Here is a 15,290-nt window from a genome sequence, read left to right as displayed (position 1 = left end):
AACAAAAGGGGGAATTACACTTTGTAGTATCATTGTGGTCCCCTTTTTCTTTTTTTATACATAAAAGACTAATTTATTTTTTTTAATAGACTCAATGTTCGTCATGGATTTTCTTATGGATGACCTCTTCTTCTAATAAACTAATGAAAGCTACTAACACCCCTGAAATCAAGGAGGCAATAGTAAAAACGGTTAAACCAGTCAGTATATAAAAAAGAGTCGTCGCAAAGACAGTCAACAAACAGCAATAGATGATAGAGTTTACATATAAGGTGTTTTTCATTTAGAACCTTCTTTCCGCTAATCTTTATAATGTAGTATATGTCCGAATAATGAAATATACTACCGTTAAAAAGGCAAAAGGATGATTGCCCTTTTTTATTAATAAAGGGGATAAGCCCTCACTGATTTTATAAAAAAGCATATCTAATAAGTATAAAGAATAGCTTGTATCACCTTCTTAGAAGCTGAATACACAGCATATTCTTTATACCGTAACCCCATAACCTCCTCTCACTTTGGGTATAGCCGTACGTTTGGCTATACCCCTTTTTTTTTGGAAAAGGATAAAAATTGCTTAAATACACTGTTTTTTGTAAAATAGGTATAAACAACTATTTAATTTATAACAATTTATTAATATTGGATATTAATAGGTCTTATTACATAATTGTTAAAGTTTTATCTTGGTATAAAAACAGCTATATATAACTATAGGGTTAGAAGGAGAATATATATGAAGAAACGAAGTATTTTTCGCAGTTTACGAACAAAAATGATTGTCATTATCTTTTTTGCTACATTATTTAGCACCATGATATCCTTTAAGCTAAATGAGATGATTCTAGAAGCCGGCTTCTTCCCACAAGAATTCAGTATTTTTGTTAATACTGTCATTAATTTAATTTTTGTAACTGTTATTGTCGCATTATTTACACGGAGAATCATTATTTCTCCTCTGAAAAAATTATTGCATTCAACAAAGAAAATTACAGAAGGCGAATTAGATATTGAAATTCATAAAGCTTCTAATGATGAAATTGGCCAACTAACAGATGCGTTTATTTTGATGAAAGAATTTATTCGCAACTTAGTACAAAAAGTGAATGAAACATCTGAACAAATAAATGCTTCTGCCGAAAAGCTGACTGCTAATACAGTGGAAACAAACCATGTATCAGAGCAGATTTCAGCTGCCATTCAAAGTGTTGCTGCTGGTTCTGAAGAGCAGACAAAAGGAATGGATTTCATTGTTGATTCGGTTGCTGTTGTGAATAATGAAATTAAAGATATTGCGAAGAATACAGAAGAAATGGTGAAAAGCACTCATAATACTGTATTGAAAGCTAAAGAAGGACAAGCAGTTGTTGATAATACTGTAACGCAAATGAGTTTGATTCAAAATTCAGTGCAAGAATCGAATGACTCTATTGTATTATTACAAGAGCGTTCCCAGGAGATTGGTCAATTTTTAAATGTTATAACAGAAATTGCTGATCAGACAAATTTATTGGCATTAAATGCAGCCATCGAAGCTGCTAGGGCTGGCGAAGCAGGCAAAGGGTTTGCAGTAGTAGCAGAGGAAGTAAGGAAATTGGCAGAACAGTCCAATCAGTCCGCTGAGCAAATCGCTGTTCTGGTAAATGAAATTCAAAAAGATACTCTATCTTCTGTTAAAACAATGAAACGAGTGACAGAGGAAGTAAAAGACGGCATTGATATTACCAATGATACAAAAGAAAAGTTTACGATAATTTCGGAATCGATGTTATCCATGAGTCAGCAAATGGAAAGTATTTTAGAGGCTGCTCATAAAATTTCTACGAATATAGTAGAGGTTGCAGGTTCGGTAGATCAAGTTACTGGCATTGCCAAGGAAAACAGTCAAAATTCCATGAACGTGTCAGAAGCCTCTCAGGAACAACTGGCGGCAATGGAAGAAATCACTTCCTCCACTAAATCATTAGCTAAAATTGCAGACGATTTAGTGGAGTTAACAAAAACCATACATGTAGAAGGCTAAATAAGAGAGTGGTCAAAGTAGCAGTTAACATCCCAGAATATTTTTCTGGGTGTGGAGCTAATTTGATCATTCTCTTTTTTTGGGGGAAAATAAAAGGAGTAAGTTATATGACATTTTAAACAGTTTTTTATTAATTTGGTTAAAGTTAGAAATGAAAATAAATAATTTTATAAAAATGATTGTCGAAAGTTGTTATTTCATGCAAATACAAATATAATGGAGAATTGTAAATGTGTGTGAATGACTCTATTTATTTAGGGGTAAATATAAATGGTGAAAAATGATTATTTCTGAATGGAAGAATGATAAGCTGTTAAAAGTTTTACTGAACAAGGAGCAATGACAATATGTCCCCAAAAAATTCATCGAAAATAGATTATACACTTGTTCTAATATTAATGCTTCTATGTTTAACTAGCCTTATTGCTATATATGGAGCAAACTCATCCTATGTGTTAAAGCAAGTTATGTATTATGTAGTTGGTATAGGTATTATTATTGGCGTAATTCGTTTAGATTCGGATCAGTTGAAGAAACTGACCTGGTATCTGTATGCTTTTGGTCTATTCTTATTGGTAGTGCTTATATTCGCCCCATCCAGTATTGCCCGAGAAATTAATGGTGCCAAAAGTTGGTTCACTTTACCTGGTTTTTCTCTGCAGCCTTCTGAGTTTGTAAAGGTATTTTTAGTACTGGCACTATCAAGAATCATTGTAGATCATCAGGAAAAGTATATAGTAAAGACGATACAAAGTGACTTTTTTCTCTTATTTAAAATTGGAGCTGTAACGGTACCTCCACTTCTTCTTGTCATGAAGCAGCCAGATTTGGGAACCTCCTTAGTTTTTCTTGCTATTATGCTGGGGATGATTTTTATATCCGGTATTTCCTGGAAGATTTTAACGCCGATTTTTTCTAGTTTTGCTGTGATTGCAACAGCTGTCCTCTACCTTGTTATTTGGCATCCAGATTGGATTACCATGTATTTTGGAGTGAAGGAATATCAGATGGGAAGAATTTATTCCTGGTTAGATCCCTATACATACCAAAGTACAACGGGATATCACTTAACGCAGTCTTTGCTTGCAATTGGTTCTGGCCAGACAACGGGAAAGGGTGTTGGCACAAGTGAAGTAGTGCTTCCGGAGAATCACACTGATTTTATTTTTAGTGTAGTCGGCGAAGAATTTGGCTTCATTGGAGCTAGTATTATTATTAGTTTATTTTTCTTGCTTATTTATCACATAACAAAAGTTGCCTTAGAAACAAAAAATACTTTTTATACTTGTATGAGCGTAGGGATTATTAGTATGCTTTGTTTTCATGTTTTCCAAAATATTGGGATGACGGTAGGAATTCTTCCTATTACAGGGATACCACTCCCTTTTATTAGCTATGGAGGTAGTTCCTTGATGGGAAATATGCTTTCGATGGGATTGATTTTTTCCATTCGATATCATTATAAAAAATATATGTTTTCTAGTGATGAATAACGGTTTTTTATTTAATGACAAAAAGAGGCTGACAGGGAAGCAGCCTCTTTTTGTGTATTCTTTCTCGATTCTTTAAATGAGGGGGAAAGAAAAGGAAAGAATATCAATTATGGGAAGTTAATGATATTGATAATCATTATCATTAGGTGTACTCTTATAATAGAGCAACTCAATCACGTTGTCAATGAAAATCGAAGGGGGAATAGAAATTGGACGAGAAATTTCAAGAGGAGTTTGACGCCTTATTGAGTAATTATACGGAATTACTTCTTGGAGAAGAGAATGAGGAATTAAAGGAAAAAGTGCAAATATGGATGCTCTATACCTATATGTCCAAAAATATGCCAGGTTTAGTAAAACATTGGAATGCTAAATTCCCTGATGGGAAACAAACAATAGTTCAAATTATATCGGAAATAAAAAAAATGAATGAGATAAGAAAACAAAATCAAAAATAAAACATATGCTATAAAGAAAGCTGGACAAAGCGTAAAAAAACACCACCCATAACAATGTGTTTGGGTGGATAAAAAATGAGAGTTTTACTGAATAGTGGTGTTTCCATATGGAAATTGGTTACTGTATCCTTTGAATTGCTGATAAGATTGCTGGATTTTTTGTTGCTCAGCAGCTTCAAGCTTATACCATCCTTTTTGAAACATTAAATCATACAATTCTCTTTGCATATTTTGTGTTTCGGTAAAAATGGATAATAAATCTTGATAGAGTGTTTCATTACTAGCTTCGTTTAAAGCTGTTGAATAAGCATCAGTCATGTATTTTTCTGTTGAAAGCATGTCGTTAGTAAAATCGCGATCATTCATTTGCGGTGTTTTGGGAACCTGTGACTCAGGGTTTTGAATTGGCTTTTGTTGATCCATTTTCTTTGTCCTCCCTCATAAAATCATTGTTTTAGTAAGATGATTGCTTATTCAAAGTCCTTTACGAAGAAAAGGTGCTCATTCTACAAAAGGCATAGTCAACTAAAAAAGGTTTGGCAATCTCTTTAGCAGAATGAGCAAAATTGAATAAACAATCACTAATTTTTTTCGTTACTATCTATTGCTGTTGCTGTACCATTGGCTGACTATTAGTATCTAAGTGACTAAGTATTCTTTCATAATGATGCTGATGCATTTGTCCACATTTCTCAAGCTGAGATTTAATTGCCGGATCTTGGGCATTTTGTGCAAAAAAATGCGCTTTTTTCATTGCTAGTAAATTCCAAGAAAGCATATCTGTTAAGTAAAGGGAATCTTTGACTGTTACCATAACAGGTGGTTTCATCATCATCCCGTTAGGTTGTGTCATATTAGTTGGTTGCTGCTGCATCAAAATCGACCTCCTGTTAAACTATTGCTTTTTATATTGATTATTTTGACTGTTAACTTTTCCGCCACCATCTGTTTCAACTGTTGGACCAGCGTTACCTTTTACACTTGCCGCACTAACTCCTGCTTTAGAAGGGTTCTTCTTAAGACGAGCCATTTATTTATACACCTCCCTTTACTATTTCTTTACTAGCATTTCCTATTTTTCTTATTTAATGAGTACACGGCATGGAGAAAAAACGAATAATTTGACACAATTATTGTTAAAAATCACGTCACTTGGACGTACAAAGAGTAATGGAGCCTTTTTAAAGCCATTTGAAAACCATCAAATTTTAATACATTTTTCAAGGAGGATGCATGGTGAAAGAGATAAAATCAGCTGCGGTTATTGGTTCTGGAGTTATGGGGGCAGCGATTGCAGCACAATTTCTTAATGCAGGAATTTCTACGGTTCTGCTGGATATCGTGCCAACTAAGTTATTAGCAGAAGAAATAGAAGCAGGACTTACATTAAAAGATAAGGTTGTGAGGAATCGATTTGGCAGGCTTGCTATTGAAAAAATGAAATCAGAATCCCCCAGCCCGCTTACATCTTTAAATAATTTAGCGCAACTAACAATTGGGAATCTAGAAGATGATTTTGCCTTATTAAAAGAATCAGATTGGATTGTGGAAGCAATTATTGAAGATATGCAAATAAAGAAGGAACTCTTTAAAAAGATAGATCAGTACCGTAAAAAAGGATCTATTATCAGCAGCAATACTTCTGGTATATCGATTAACCAGATGAAAGAAAATCTTTCTCCAGATTTTCAGGCCCATTTTTTAGGTACACACTTTTTTAACCCACCTCGTTATATTAAATTACTTGAAATTATTCCTACTAAAGTTACTGCCTCAAATGTTGTAAAAACAATCAGTCAATTTGCAGAAGAAGAATTAGGAAAGGTAGTAGTAAAAGCGAATGATACTCCTAACTTCATTGCAAATAGGATTGGTTCCTTTGCTTTTTTAAATATTGTAAAAGAAATGATAAAGGCAGACTTAACAATCGAAGAGGTTGATCAATTAACAGGTCCACTAATTGGTCGTCCAAAAAGTGCCACCTTTCATACGCTAGATATGGTTGGATTAGACACTTTTTATCAAGTTATTCATAATATGCAAGGAAAAATGAAGGACACAGAAGAAATAGAGATGTACCAAATTCCTGTTTTATTAGAAGAAATGCTTAAGAAAAAAATGTTGGGCAGAAAGGTACAAAAGGGATTTTATCGAAAAACGGAAGAGGGGCTACAAGTTCTAGATTATCATACGTGGACGTATAAGAATTTGACTGGAATGAAAAAGAAAGCAGCGAAACAATCGCTTCCTCTATTTTTAGAACAAAAAAATCCAAAAGCACAATTTCTCTGGAAAGGAATTGCTCCATTTTTACTGTATTCAGCCAAAATGGTTGGGGAGATTTCCGATTCTATTTATGAGATAGATCAAGCTGTTCAGTCTGGATTTAATTGGAGAAATGGGCCGTTTCGTTTATGGGATGAACTATCACTAAAATCTACAGTAGAACGAATGGAAAAAGATTCACGAGAGATTCCTGGATGGATTAAAGAAATGTTGGATCAAGGATTTGAATCCTTTTATAAAGAGATTAATGGAGTAGAACATTATTACCATCAAGGCAACTATCTGCCTATTCCAAAAAGTGAGGACCAAATATGCATACAAGAATGGAAGAAGCAAAGAGGCGTGCTTCTTTCCAATAATGGAGCAAGTTTAATGGATATCGGAGACGGAGTATTATTACTGGAATTACACAGCTCCAATATGAGCATTGGCATGGATATTCTTGCGATGATTGATAAGGCGATCGAAAAAGTAGAGTCAGAAGCATATAAAGGGCTGATTATAGGCAGTGAAAAAAAGAACTTTAGTCTAGGGGCTAATTTAGCTTTAATGCTATTAGAAGCCCAAAATGAGGATATTGTAGAGCTGCAGATAGCCGTCCGCCGTTTTCAGCAAGCCATGAAGCGCATAAAATATTGCCAGAAGCCAGTGGTAGCTGCCCCTTATCAAAAAACATTGGGAGGAGGAGCAGAAATTTGTCTGGCGGCAGGTAAGGTGCAAGCATCGTTAGAAACGTATCTGGGACTAGTAGAAACAGGGGTAGGGCTTATCCCTGGCGGAGGCGGAACAACAGCCTTATATTGCAATAAGTGGCAGGGAAATCAACAACTTTTACCAGAGGAAATGCTGAAGCTTACTGTAGAAGTATTTCAGACCATTTTGACTGCTAAGGTAGCTGCCTCTGCGGTTCAAGCGAAAGAACTAGGCTTCTTAACAGAGAGAGATGGGATAACTAATAATGATCGATTTTTATTAAGAGATGCAAAAAGAGCAGTTCTACAATTAGCGGATGAAAAGTTTCAAGCGGCTAAAAAAGAAAAGATTATGGTTACAGGTAAAAAGGGTTATGACTTCTTAATGAAAGAAGTTGATAAACTTAAAAAAATAGGTTTTATCTCAGAATATGATGCCGAGATTGCCAGCAATCTTGCTACGGTTCTTACAGGTGGCAGTGTAGAATTTGGTACATTAGTGGAAGAGGACTATTTATTAGATTTAGAGAGAGAAGCGTTTATCCAATTAATACAAGAGCAGGAGACACAAAAAAGAATGCTTTATCTATTGCAAACAGGAAAACCATTAACGACGAAAAAGATATAATATTTTGATCATAAACATTAAGTGCTGGAAGAAAGGAAGGATAGGATTACTATGCAAAAGGGTGGAAGTTTTTTAACGGAACAGGTCACCACAGACGCAATTTTTACTCCAGAGGATTTTACAGAAGAGCATCAAATGATTGCAGAAATGACAAGTGAGTTTGTTCAGAAAAAAGTACTACCTCATTTGGCGGAGATGGAAAATCACCAATTTACAATAACAAAACAGCTGATGGAAGAGGCAGGGAATCTGGGTCTGTTAAGTTCAGATATTCCAGAACCGTATGGCGGTTTGGGTTTAGATAAAATCAGCACAGCCATTATTTCTGAAAGAATGTCTGTTGCAGGGGGATTTTCTGTAACCCATGGGGCTCATATAGGGATTGGTTCATTACCAATTGTTTTATTTGGAAATAAGAAGCAGAAGGAAAAATATTTACCGGATTTAGCCGTTGGTAAAAAAATCGCCTCCTATGCGTTAACGGAACCTACAGCAGGATCGGATGCTCTTAGTATAAAAACAACTGCAGTCTTAAATAAGGAAGGCACGCACTATTCCCTTACTGGCGAAAAACAGTGGATTACTAATTCAGGAATTGCAGATGTCTTTATCGTCTATGCAAAAGTAAACTCAGAACATTTTACTGCGTTTATTGTAGAAAAAGACTTTCCAGGTGTTTCAATAGGGAAAGAAGAAAATAAATTAGGAATCAAGAGCTCTTCCACCTGCGCCGTTCGTTTTGATCATGTCGATGTACCAGTGGAAAACGTGCTAGGAGAGATCGGAAAAGGCCATTTAATCGCACTAAATATTTTAAATATTGGTCGCTATAAGCTTGGTCTGGGAGCAATTGGTGCTAGTAAAGAAGCATTAAAAAAGACGATTGCTTATACGGATAAGCGGATGCAATTCTCGGCTCCATTATCTCATTTTCCGCTTACGCTTGAAAAATATGCAACAATGGCAGCATATATTTACGCGGCAGAAAGTAGTGTCTATCGTACAGCAGGATTACTGTCCTCAGCCATGGATGGAGTAGATGCAGATATAGAATGGACACTAATGGCGAAAATCATAAATGAATATGTTATAGAGTGCAGCTTAAATAAAATTTTTGCCTCGGAAGTATTAGATATGGTAGTAGATGAATGTGTGCAGCTCCATGGTGGCAATGGATTTATGGAAGATTATGATATTGCTAGAATGTATCGCGATTCGCGTATCAACCGCATTTTTGAAGGAACAAATGAAATTAATCGCTTATTAATTCCTCCTACCTTAGCTAAAAAGAGTTTAAAAGGAGAAATCCCATTGTTGGCACTAGCCAAAATGACGGAAAAGGAAATGCTCTCCTTCCTACCGAAAGAGCCGGATGATAAGCTGCTATCCCAAGAAAAAATGCTTCTTTCCAATACTAGAAAAATCAGTTATCTGCTATTTGGAATGATGTTGAAAAAATATAAAGAAAAATTGGAAGAGCAGCAAGAGATTATGGTCAATCTAGCAAATATTTTTAATGCTGTATTTGCAATGGATTCTTGTATTTTAAGAACAGAAAAGGCAATGGGGAAAAATGGGCAAGAAGAAAAACAAAAATTATTATATACCGAAATATATTGCCAAGAGGCCTTTCAACAAGTAATCACAGAGGCAATAGACACGTTAGCATATATGCTGAGCGGTGATGAACTAAGATTAGCACTATCTGTATTAAAGAAATATACAAGATACACACCAAAGCCAATCATTGCAAGGAAAAGAGAGGCTGCTAAACATTTATTAACAGCTGGAGAGTATCTTGGGTAAGGCGTAATCATAAATAGTCAAACAGGTTCTTCTGGAATAAACGAATCAGAAGAACCCTCTTTTTAGTCAATTGATTGAGGGATTCATCTAGTTTGATTCTGTCGTAATCTATCCTGCTTAAAGAAATAGCTGAAAAATGCAAGAAAGGAAATAACAGTTGGCACAAGTGGGCACTGATTGAAGTTTTACTTTATATCAAATTGTGATAATATTTAGTTGAATGTTTCAAAATACATAGATTATGGGTGATGGAATGAAAGTTACTTTTTATTGGTATCCAAAATGCTCAACTTGTCGCAAGGCGAAAAAGTGGCTGGATGAAAATCATGTGTCATATGAAGAAGTACATATTGTGGACAATCCTCCTTCTCGTGCGTTATTAGAGGATTTGTATAAAAAAAGTGGCCTTGAATTAAAGAAATTCTTCAATACTTCAGGTCAGAAATACAGAGATCTTGGATTAAAGGATAAAATAAAGGAAGCGTCGGATGAGGAATTACTAGATTTGCTTGCTTCTGATGGCATGTTAATTAAACGCCCTTTAACTACAGATGGAAATAAAGTAACATTAGGCTTTAAAGAAGAGATGTTTAAAGAAAGTTGGGCTTAAGCGACCTGCTTTTTTTAATAGTAACTCTGTTTAACAGAGTAAAAATGATAAATACGGAGGGGTTATAATGGCAGTACCAAAGGATTTGCGATATTCAAAAGAACATGAATGGGTAAAAGTTGAAGGAGATAACGCACGTGTAGGGATTACATATTTTGCACAATCTGAATTAGGTGATATCGTATTTGTTGAACTACCAGAAGTAGGCGATGAAGTAACAGCAAATGAACCTTTTGGAAGTGTAGAATCTGTTAAGACAGTTTCTGAATTATATGCTCCTATCAGCGGAAAAGTAGTTGAAGTAAATGAAGAGCTTAGTGACAATCCAGAATTTGTGAACGAATCTCCTTATGAAAAAGCATGGATGGTTGTTATTGAGCCAAGTGATAAAGCGGATATTGACGCGCTTATGTCAGCAGAGCAGTATGAAGAAATGACAAATGAAGGCTAATTTAATGTAGAGACCGGGATAAAGATATTTCAACCACCTATTAATCCAAACAAGTATACGGAGATGCTAATAAAAATTTTCGTATACTTGTTTGGTTTTTTTAATTTTTAGGAGAATATAAAGGGGCGATATGTCTTTCCTATCACCGATATATACCAGAAAACCTACTTCTTTCTCTTCCTGTTTGAATATGTTAAAGTAAATGAAATAACTCCTTTAGGTGATCAATATGAAAAAAGTAATCATTGTTGAAGGCAAATCAGACAAACAAAAAGTAGAGAAGATTGTGCGTGAACCAGTCGATATTATTTGTACGAATGGAACAATTGGAGTTTCAAAGCTGGATGAATTACTAGACGAGCTAATGGATAAAGATGTGTATATCTTAGTGGATGCAGATAAGTCAGGAGATAAGATAAGAAAACAGTTTAAACGAGAACTTCCTGAAGCAGAATTCCTTTATATAGATCGCAAATATAAAGAAGTTGCTGCCTCTCCTGAATGTCACTTAGCAACCCTATTATTACAAGCTGATATTGAGATTGAAGCAAAATATTTAGATACAAGGATGAATGGATTATGATAGATTGGAACCTCGATCAATGGGAGAAACAAGTAAAGGATACAGATGCTGCCTTTCTTTACTTGTATACTCCTCTTTGCGGTACGTGTATGGTTGCGTCAAAAATGTTGACAGTATTGCATACAATGAAGCCAGAGTTGAATTTAGGAAAAATGGATTTAAATTATGCCCCCGGTTTAGCAGCAAAATATGAGGTAGAAAGTGTTCCCTGTCTAGTTATTATGGAAAAGGGGGAGTTAAAAGAAAAAGTATATCGCTTTGAATCAGTCCCTCATTTAGTAGAAGTTATCCATAACTATATAAAATAAGCAGGACATGGACATTTTCATGAAAGGGTTATATTAGAGTGCCAATTCCATTAAACGGATGTTGCCCTTAAAAAGCTAGCATGGTTAAAAGCATCAATCGCCTTTTTTATAAAGATTACTTTTAAAAAAGGTTTTTTTCTGCTGCTGCAAGAATAAGTAATATAAGATTGTTCGGCAGAAAGTAGGAGATGCTTTTGCAGGATTGGATGAAATATTTTGTAGAAAAGCTGAATCGGAAAGAATCGTTAAAACCATTATTACGAAACGCTTCGCTTTCCTTAGTGTTAACATGTCAAAATGAATCCTATTATATGGAGCTTAAGAACAATCGCTTTTCATGGAGAAGGATGAAGGATGATGATAATCCAGATATATGGTTAACGGGGGATATGACTAGTATTAGCCTCGTTATGGAAGGCGAGTTTCTTCTTAGAAAAGCAAAAAAGAATGGATCTATTCAATTAGAAGGCTCCTTAAGGAAAATCCTCTTACTTGAATCTTTGTTTTTCTTAAGCCGTTCACGTTCAGTTCCCCACACTGGATAATAGTTTTGATGTTTACCTGGAATCCGCCTTTGCTAACAAAAAGTGAAGGTATTTCGGGTTATTTTTTTTGAAAGAATTTTTCCCCATATTGGTTTTAAATCCAAGCTTTCTCATTGAATTAATTATGTCAGAAAATCTAACTTATTTTAATTGAAAATTCAGAAAAGAAATTATGTTAAAAAAGGTGTTGACAGTCATTTCGGGAAATGGTAAATTACATCTATCATATTAACGATTTTTACATTTCATATAAATAACGAAACTCTTATCAAGAGAGGTGGAGGGATGTGCCCTATGAAACCCGGCAACCGTCAGTATACTGAAACGGTGCCAATTCACACAAAGCGTCATGCTTTGATAGATGAGAGAAAGGGATATTAATCATAATAAAAACCTTTCTGCTCTTCTTGCAGAAAGGTTTTTTTGTTATCTGGAATGATATGATATGCTTTGTTAAAAACTATTTAAATATAGTGATCGATAGAGTGATTTTAAATAAGAAGTAGGTGAATACATTGATTAATGTAAACTCAGTAAAAAAAGTATACTCCTCTAGAAGTGGGAAGGTCACTGCGGTTGATCACGTGGATTTAACCATCGATTCAGGAGAGATATTTGGAATAATCGGATATAGTGGTGCAGGTAAAAGTACATTAATCAGAATGCTGAACGGATTGGAGATTCCTACTGCTGGAAGTGTGTCGGTTGCAGGTCACGAAGTTTCTAAAATAAAAGGAAGCAAACTTCGTAAGGCGAGACAAGAAATCAGTATGATATTTCAACATTTTAATCTGCTATGGTCAAGAACCGTAAAAGAAAATATTGCTTTTCCTTTAGAAATAGCGGGAGTAAAAAAATCAGCAAGAGACAAGAAGGTATTAGAACTCATCAAACTGGTTGGATTAGAAGGACGAGAAGATGCTTATCCTTCTCAATTAAGTGGTGGGCAGAAACAGCGGGTTGGGATTGCAAGAGCACTTGCTAGTGATCCGAAAGTACTTCTCTGTGATGAAGCAACCTCAGCATTGGATCCACAAACAACAGATGCCATCTTAGATTTATTAGTGGACATTAATAAACGTCTTGGTCTTACTATTGTGTTGATTACCCATGAAATGCACGTTATTCGCAAGATTTGTCATCGAGTGGCAGTGATGGAAGACGGGAAGGTAGTAGAAACAGGACCAGTGATTGATGTATTTAAGCAGCCAAAGAAAGAAATTACGAAACGTTTTGTTCAACAAGTAATTGAACCAGAAGAGGCGAAGGATACGATTGAACACTTAATAGCGCAATATAAAACAGGCAGTATTGTCATGCTGGGATTTGTCGGCGAAAGTGCTGAACAGCCTGTAATCACCAATCTCATTCGAACTTTTGCTGTTTCTGTGAATATCATTCAAGGGAAAATTTCCCCGACACAGCATGGATCCTATGGAACATTATATATTCATTTAGATGGAGAGAAACAAGAAATAGAAAAAGCTATTCAATATCTTCATGCACAAGAAATTAGTGTGGAGGTGATTGAAGGATGATGGAAAGATTATTGCCAAATGTAGATTGGGAAATAATGTGGAATGCCACGAAAGAGACCCTATTTATGACTGGATTCTCGATTATTTTTACCTTTATACTTGGAATTATTCTTGGGATTACGCTGTTTTTAACCGATAAAGGGAATATGTGGAATAATGTATTTTTTAATAGAATCATCAGTGCAGTCGTGAATATTTTCCGTTCCATTCCTTTTATTATTTTATTAGTTCTATTAATCCCATTAACAACTTTACTAATCGGGACAATGATTGGACCGAAAGCGGCGCTGCCTTCTTTAATCATTGGCGCTGCTCCATTTTATGCAAGACTTGTGGAAATTGGCCTTCGAGAGGTGGATAAAGGTGTTATTGAAGCGGCAAAGTCAATGGGAGCAAAACCAACTACTATTATCTTTAAAGTTCTTTTGCCAGAATCTATGCCAGCACTTGTTTCAGGAATTACGGTTACTACAATTGCATTAGTAGGATCGACCGCAATGGCTGGAATAATTGGTGCCGGCGGTCTTGGGAATTTAGCCTATTTACAAGGATTTCAACGAGGTAATGGTGATGTGACACTTGTTTCAACTGTTATTATTTTAATCATTGTTTTTATCATCCAATTTATTGGTGATTTTATAACAAAAAAAATAGACAAAAGATAAGGAGAAAAACACATGAAAAAATTATGGTCTTTACTGATTGCATTAACATTTGTATTTGTGCTTGCGGCATGCGGCAGCTCTAATGATGATAGCAAGGAAAACGGCGCTTCTAACAGTGACAAAGAATCAACTAAATTAGTAGTAGGTGCTTCCAATGTACCACATGCTGAAATTTTGGAAAAAGCAAAACCAATTTTGAAGGAAAAAGGAATTAATTTAGAGATCGTTCCTTTCCAAGATTATGTATTGCCAAATAAAGCTTTAGAATCAAAAGAAATTGATGCAAACTATTTTCAACATATTCCATACTTAAACCAACAAATTAAAGAAAATGGTTATGATTTTGTAAATGCTGGTGGAATTCATATTGAGCCAATGGCTGTATTCTCTAAGAAATATAAGAGTTTAGATGAGCTTCCAGATGGAGCAACCATTATTTTTAGTAACTCTGTTGCTGAACATGGCCGTGTACTGTCTCTTTTAGAAAAAGGTGGATTAATTAAGCTTAAAGATGGAATTGATAAAGTAAATGCAAAGATTGAAGATATTGCGGAAAATCCGAAAAATGTTAAATTAAAAGCAGATTATGAGCCAGCGTTACTTCCACAAATTTTTAATAATAATGAAGGGGATGCAGTTGTTATTAATGCCAACTATGCATTAGATGCTGGCTTAAACCCTGTGAAAGATTCTATTGAAATCGAAGGAAGCGAATCTCCATATGCGAATATCATTACTGTTCGTAAAGGAGACGAAAATCGTGAAGATATTAAAACTTTAGTAGAAGTACTGCATTCTAAAGAAATTCAAGATTTCATTAATAAAGAGTATAAAGGTGCAGTTGTACCAGTTAGTGAATAATAAGTAAGAAGATGTTCCTATAAAAGATTAAACATATAGTATATATCCAATTGAGAATTAAGTTGATTCTATTAATAATGGATATAGCATGTGTAGAAGTCTTTATAGGAACATTTTTTATTTTTGTATGATCAAATAATATTTAGCGGAATCGTCTTCCAATAAGTACTAGGGCTAAATTTATTTCGTGTATAAATACTAAAACGAAACTATCAAGTGAATATATTTTTGAGTCTATCGTTATCGTTTATGCCAGTGAATTGTTCGGGACCGTAATAAGGAGAGAAATTATTTTAAAGAAAGCAAACTCATGCGAAATTATAAGGAATCAAGCGTATTTATT

At 34.9% G+C, this 15,290-nt stretch carries 17 protein-coding genes and 1 riboswitch; of the genes, 13 read left to right on the top strand and 4 right to left on the bottom strand.

Translation table 11 applies throughout. The features are described from left to right. Positions 1-91: 91 nt before the first annotated feature. Positions 92-283, bottom strand: a complete 192-nt coding sequence (locus BCI01S_RS25275) for a hypothetical protein (RefSeq protein ID WP_141231662.1) — start codon at positions 281-283, stop codon at positions 92-94. A gap of 453 nt (positions 284-736) precedes the next feature. On the opposite strand from BCI01S_RS25275, the gene BCI01S_RS13210 reads away from it, so the two are divergent. The 3 genes from BCI01S_RS13210 (at position 737) to BCI01S_RS13200 (ending at position 3,974) form a co-directional block, all read left to right on the top strand. Beyond that, positions 737-2,023, top strand: coding sequence for a methyl-accepting chemotaxis protein (locus BCI01S_RS13210; RefSeq protein WP_053215673.1), 1,287 nt, complete (start codon positions 737-739; stop codon positions 2,021-2,023). A gap of 347 nt (positions 2,024-2,370) precedes the next feature. After that, positions 2,371-3,516 carry a rod shape-determining protein RodA gene (gene rodA / locus BCI01S_RS13205; protein ID WP_047942284.1) on the top strand — a complete coding sequence of 382 codons (1,146 nt, stop codon included), beginning with the start codon at positions 2,371-2,373 and terminating at the stop codon, positions 3,514-3,516. 209 nt (positions 3,517-3,725) lie between these two features. Further along, complete coding sequence (locus tag BCI01S_RS13200) at positions 3,726-3,974, top strand: DUF2573 family protein (RefSeq protein WP_047942283.1); 249 nt, start codon at positions 3,726-3,728, stop codon at positions 3,972-3,974. A gap of 84 nt (positions 3,975-4,058) precedes the next feature. Here the strand turns inward: BCI01S_RS13200 and BCI01S_RS13195 are convergent, their stop codons facing one another. The 3 genes from BCI01S_RS13195 to BCI01S_RS24780 form a co-directional block, all read right to left on the bottom strand. Then, a complete protein-coding gene (locus BCI01S_RS13195; protein WP_047942282.1) occupies positions 4,059-4,397 on the bottom strand; it encodes a spore coat protein in 339 nt (112 codons plus the stop codon). Positions 4,398-4,575: 178 nt separating this feature from the next. Continuing rightward, complete coding sequence (locus BCI01S_RS13190) at positions 4,576-4,848, bottom strand: hypothetical protein (RefSeq protein ID WP_047942281.1); 273 nt, start codon at positions 4,846-4,848, stop codon at positions 4,576-4,578. Positions 4,849-4,869: 21 nt separating this feature from the next. Further along, positions 4,870-5,004, bottom strand: coding sequence for a YuzL family protein (locus tag BCI01S_RS24780; RefSeq protein ID WP_082138326.1), 135 nt, complete (start codon positions 5,002-5,004; stop codon positions 4,870-4,872). 203 nt (positions 5,005-5,207) lie between these two features. Here BCI01S_RS24780 and BCI01S_RS13185 point away from each other — a divergent pair, with 203 nt between their 5' ends. The 10 genes from BCI01S_RS13185 to BCI01S_RS13140 all read left to right on the top strand — a co-directional run bounded on the left by BCI01S_RS13185 (position 5,208) and on the right by BCI01S_RS13140 (position 14,947). Further along, positions 5,208-7,580: a 3-hydroxyacyl-CoA dehydrogenase/enoyl-CoA hydratase family protein gene (locus BCI01S_RS13185; RefSeq protein WP_061799088.1), complete on the top strand. Its 2,373-nt coding sequence runs from the start codon at positions 5,208-5,210 to the stop codon at positions 7,578-7,580. Positions 7,581-7,631: 51 nt separating this feature from the next. Beyond that, entirely contained in the window at positions 7,632-9,386 is a 1,755-nt protein-coding gene (locus BCI01S_RS13180) for an acyl-CoA dehydrogenase FadE (protein ID WP_061799083.1), read from the top strand. A 253-nt stretch (positions 9,387-9,639) separates the two neighbouring features. Continuing rightward, positions 9,640-9,996 (top strand): arsenate reductase family protein, encoded by a 357-nt coding sequence (locus BCI01S_RS13175; RefSeq protein ID WP_047942278.1) that lies wholly within the window; start codon positions 9,640-9,642, stop codon positions 9,994-9,996. Between the two features lie 67 nt (positions 9,997-10,063). Next, positions 10,064-10,447 (top strand): glycine cleavage system protein GcvH, encoded by a 384-nt coding sequence (gcvH, locus tag BCI01S_RS13170; protein ID WP_047942277.1) that lies wholly within the window; start codon positions 10,064-10,066, stop codon positions 10,445-10,447. A gap of 229 nt (positions 10,448-10,676) precedes the next feature. Continuing rightward, a complete protein-coding gene (locus BCI01S_RS13165) occupies positions 10,677-11,030 on the top strand; it encodes a toprim domain-containing protein (RefSeq protein ID WP_082138325.1) in 354 nt (117 codons plus the stop codon). Next, positions 11,027-11,338, top strand: a complete 312-nt coding sequence (locus tag BCI01S_RS13160; protein ID WP_047942275.1) for a thioredoxin family protein — start codon at positions 11,027-11,029, stop codon at positions 11,336-11,338. Before BCI01S_RS13165 ends, BCI01S_RS13160 begins: the two co-directional genes overlap by 4 nt. 206 nt (positions 11,339-11,544) lie before the next feature. Beyond that, on the top strand, positions 11,545-11,883 hold the full coding sequence (locus tag BCI01S_RS13155; protein ID WP_167555732.1) for an alkyl sulfatase C-terminal domain-containing protein: 339 nt from the start codon (positions 11,545-11,547) through the stop codon (positions 11,881-11,883). A 262-nt stretch (positions 11,884-12,145) separates the two neighbouring features. After that, positions 12,146-12,251, top strand: a riboswitch (SAM riboswitch). Between the two features lie 147 nt (positions 12,252-12,398). Further along, a complete protein-coding gene (locus BCI01S_RS13150) occupies positions 12,399-13,421 on the top strand; it encodes a methionine ABC transporter ATP-binding protein (RefSeq protein WP_047942273.1) in 1,023 nt (340 codons plus the stop codon). Continuing rightward, entirely contained in the window at positions 13,418-14,086 is a 669-nt protein-coding gene (locus BCI01S_RS13145; protein ID WP_047942272.1) for a methionine ABC transporter permease, read from the top strand. Before BCI01S_RS13150 ends, BCI01S_RS13145 begins: the two co-directional genes overlap by 4 nt. A 12-nt stretch (positions 14,087-14,098) precedes the next feature. Then, entirely contained in the window at positions 14,099-14,947 is an 849-nt protein-coding gene (locus BCI01S_RS13140; RefSeq protein ID WP_047942271.1) for a MetQ/NlpA family ABC transporter substrate-binding protein, read from the top strand. Positions 14,948-15,290 lie beyond the last annotated feature (343 nt).

The organism is Niallia circulans NBRC 13626, from assembly GCF_001591585.1.
Classification (GTDB): Bacteria; Bacillota; Bacilli; order Bacillales; family Cytobacillaceae; genus Niallia; species Niallia circulans.
This window is presented reverse-complemented; position numbering and strand designations above follow the sequence as displayed.

Bases quoted from the DNA above. Each gene is read 5' to 3' on its own strand.
- BCI01S_RS13175 (WP_047942278.1), top strand. From the start codon at position 9,640: ATGAAAGTTACTTTTTATTGGTATCCAAAATGCTCAACTTGTCGCAAG.
- BCI01S_RS13140 (WP_047942271.1), top strand. From the start codon at position 14,099: ATGAAAAAATTATGGTCTTTACTGATTGCATTAACATTTGTATTTGTG.
- BCI01S_RS13160 (WP_047942275.1), top strand. From the start codon at position 11,027: ATGATAGATTGGAACCTCGATCAATGGGAGAAACAAGTAAAGGATACA.
- BCI01S_RS13145 (WP_047942272.1), top strand. From the start codon at position 13,418: ATGATGGAAAGATTATTGCCAAATGTAGATTGGGAAATAATGTGGAAT.
- BCI01S_RS13180 (WP_061799083.1), top strand. From the start codon at position 7,632: ATGCAAAAGGGTGGAAGTTTTTTAACGGAACAGGTCACCACAGACGCA.
- BCI01S_RS24780 (WP_082138326.1), bottom strand. From the start codon at position 5,004: ATGGCTCGTCTTAAGAAGAACCCTTCTAAAGCAGGAGTTAGTGCGGCA.
- BCI01S_RS13155 (WP_167555732.1), top strand. From the start codon at position 11,545: ATGAAATATTTTGTAGAAAAGCTGAATCGGAAAGAATCGTTAAAACCA.
- rodA (WP_047942284.1), top strand. From the start codon at position 2,371: ATGTCCCCAAAAAATTCATCGAAAATAGATTATACACTTGTTCTAATA.
- BCI01S_RS13195 (WP_047942282.1), bottom strand. From the start codon at position 4,397: ATGGATCAACAAAAGCCAATTCAAAACCCTGAGTCACAGGTTCCCAAA.
- BCI01S_RS13190 (WP_047942281.1), bottom strand. From the start codon at position 4,848: ATGCAGCAGCAACCAACTAATATGACACAACCTAACGGGATGATGATG.
- BCI01S_RS13210 (WP_053215673.1), top strand. From the start codon at position 737: ATGAAGAAACGAAGTATTTTTCGCAGTTTACGAACAAAAATGATTGTC.
- gcvH (WP_047942277.1), top strand. From the start codon at position 10,064: ATGGCAGTACCAAAGGATTTGCGATATTCAAAAGAACATGAATGGGTA.
- BCI01S_RS25275 (WP_141231662.1), bottom strand. From the start codon at position 283: ATGAAAAACACCTTATATGTAAACTCTATCATCTATTGCTGTTTGTTG.
- BCI01S_RS13165 (WP_082138325.1), top strand. From the start codon at position 10,677: ATGAAAAAAGTAATCATTGTTGAAGGCAAATCAGACAAACAAAAAGTA.
- BCI01S_RS13185 (WP_061799088.1), top strand. From the start codon at position 5,208: ATGGTGAAAGAGATAAAATCAGCTGCGGTTATTGGTTCTGGAGTTATG.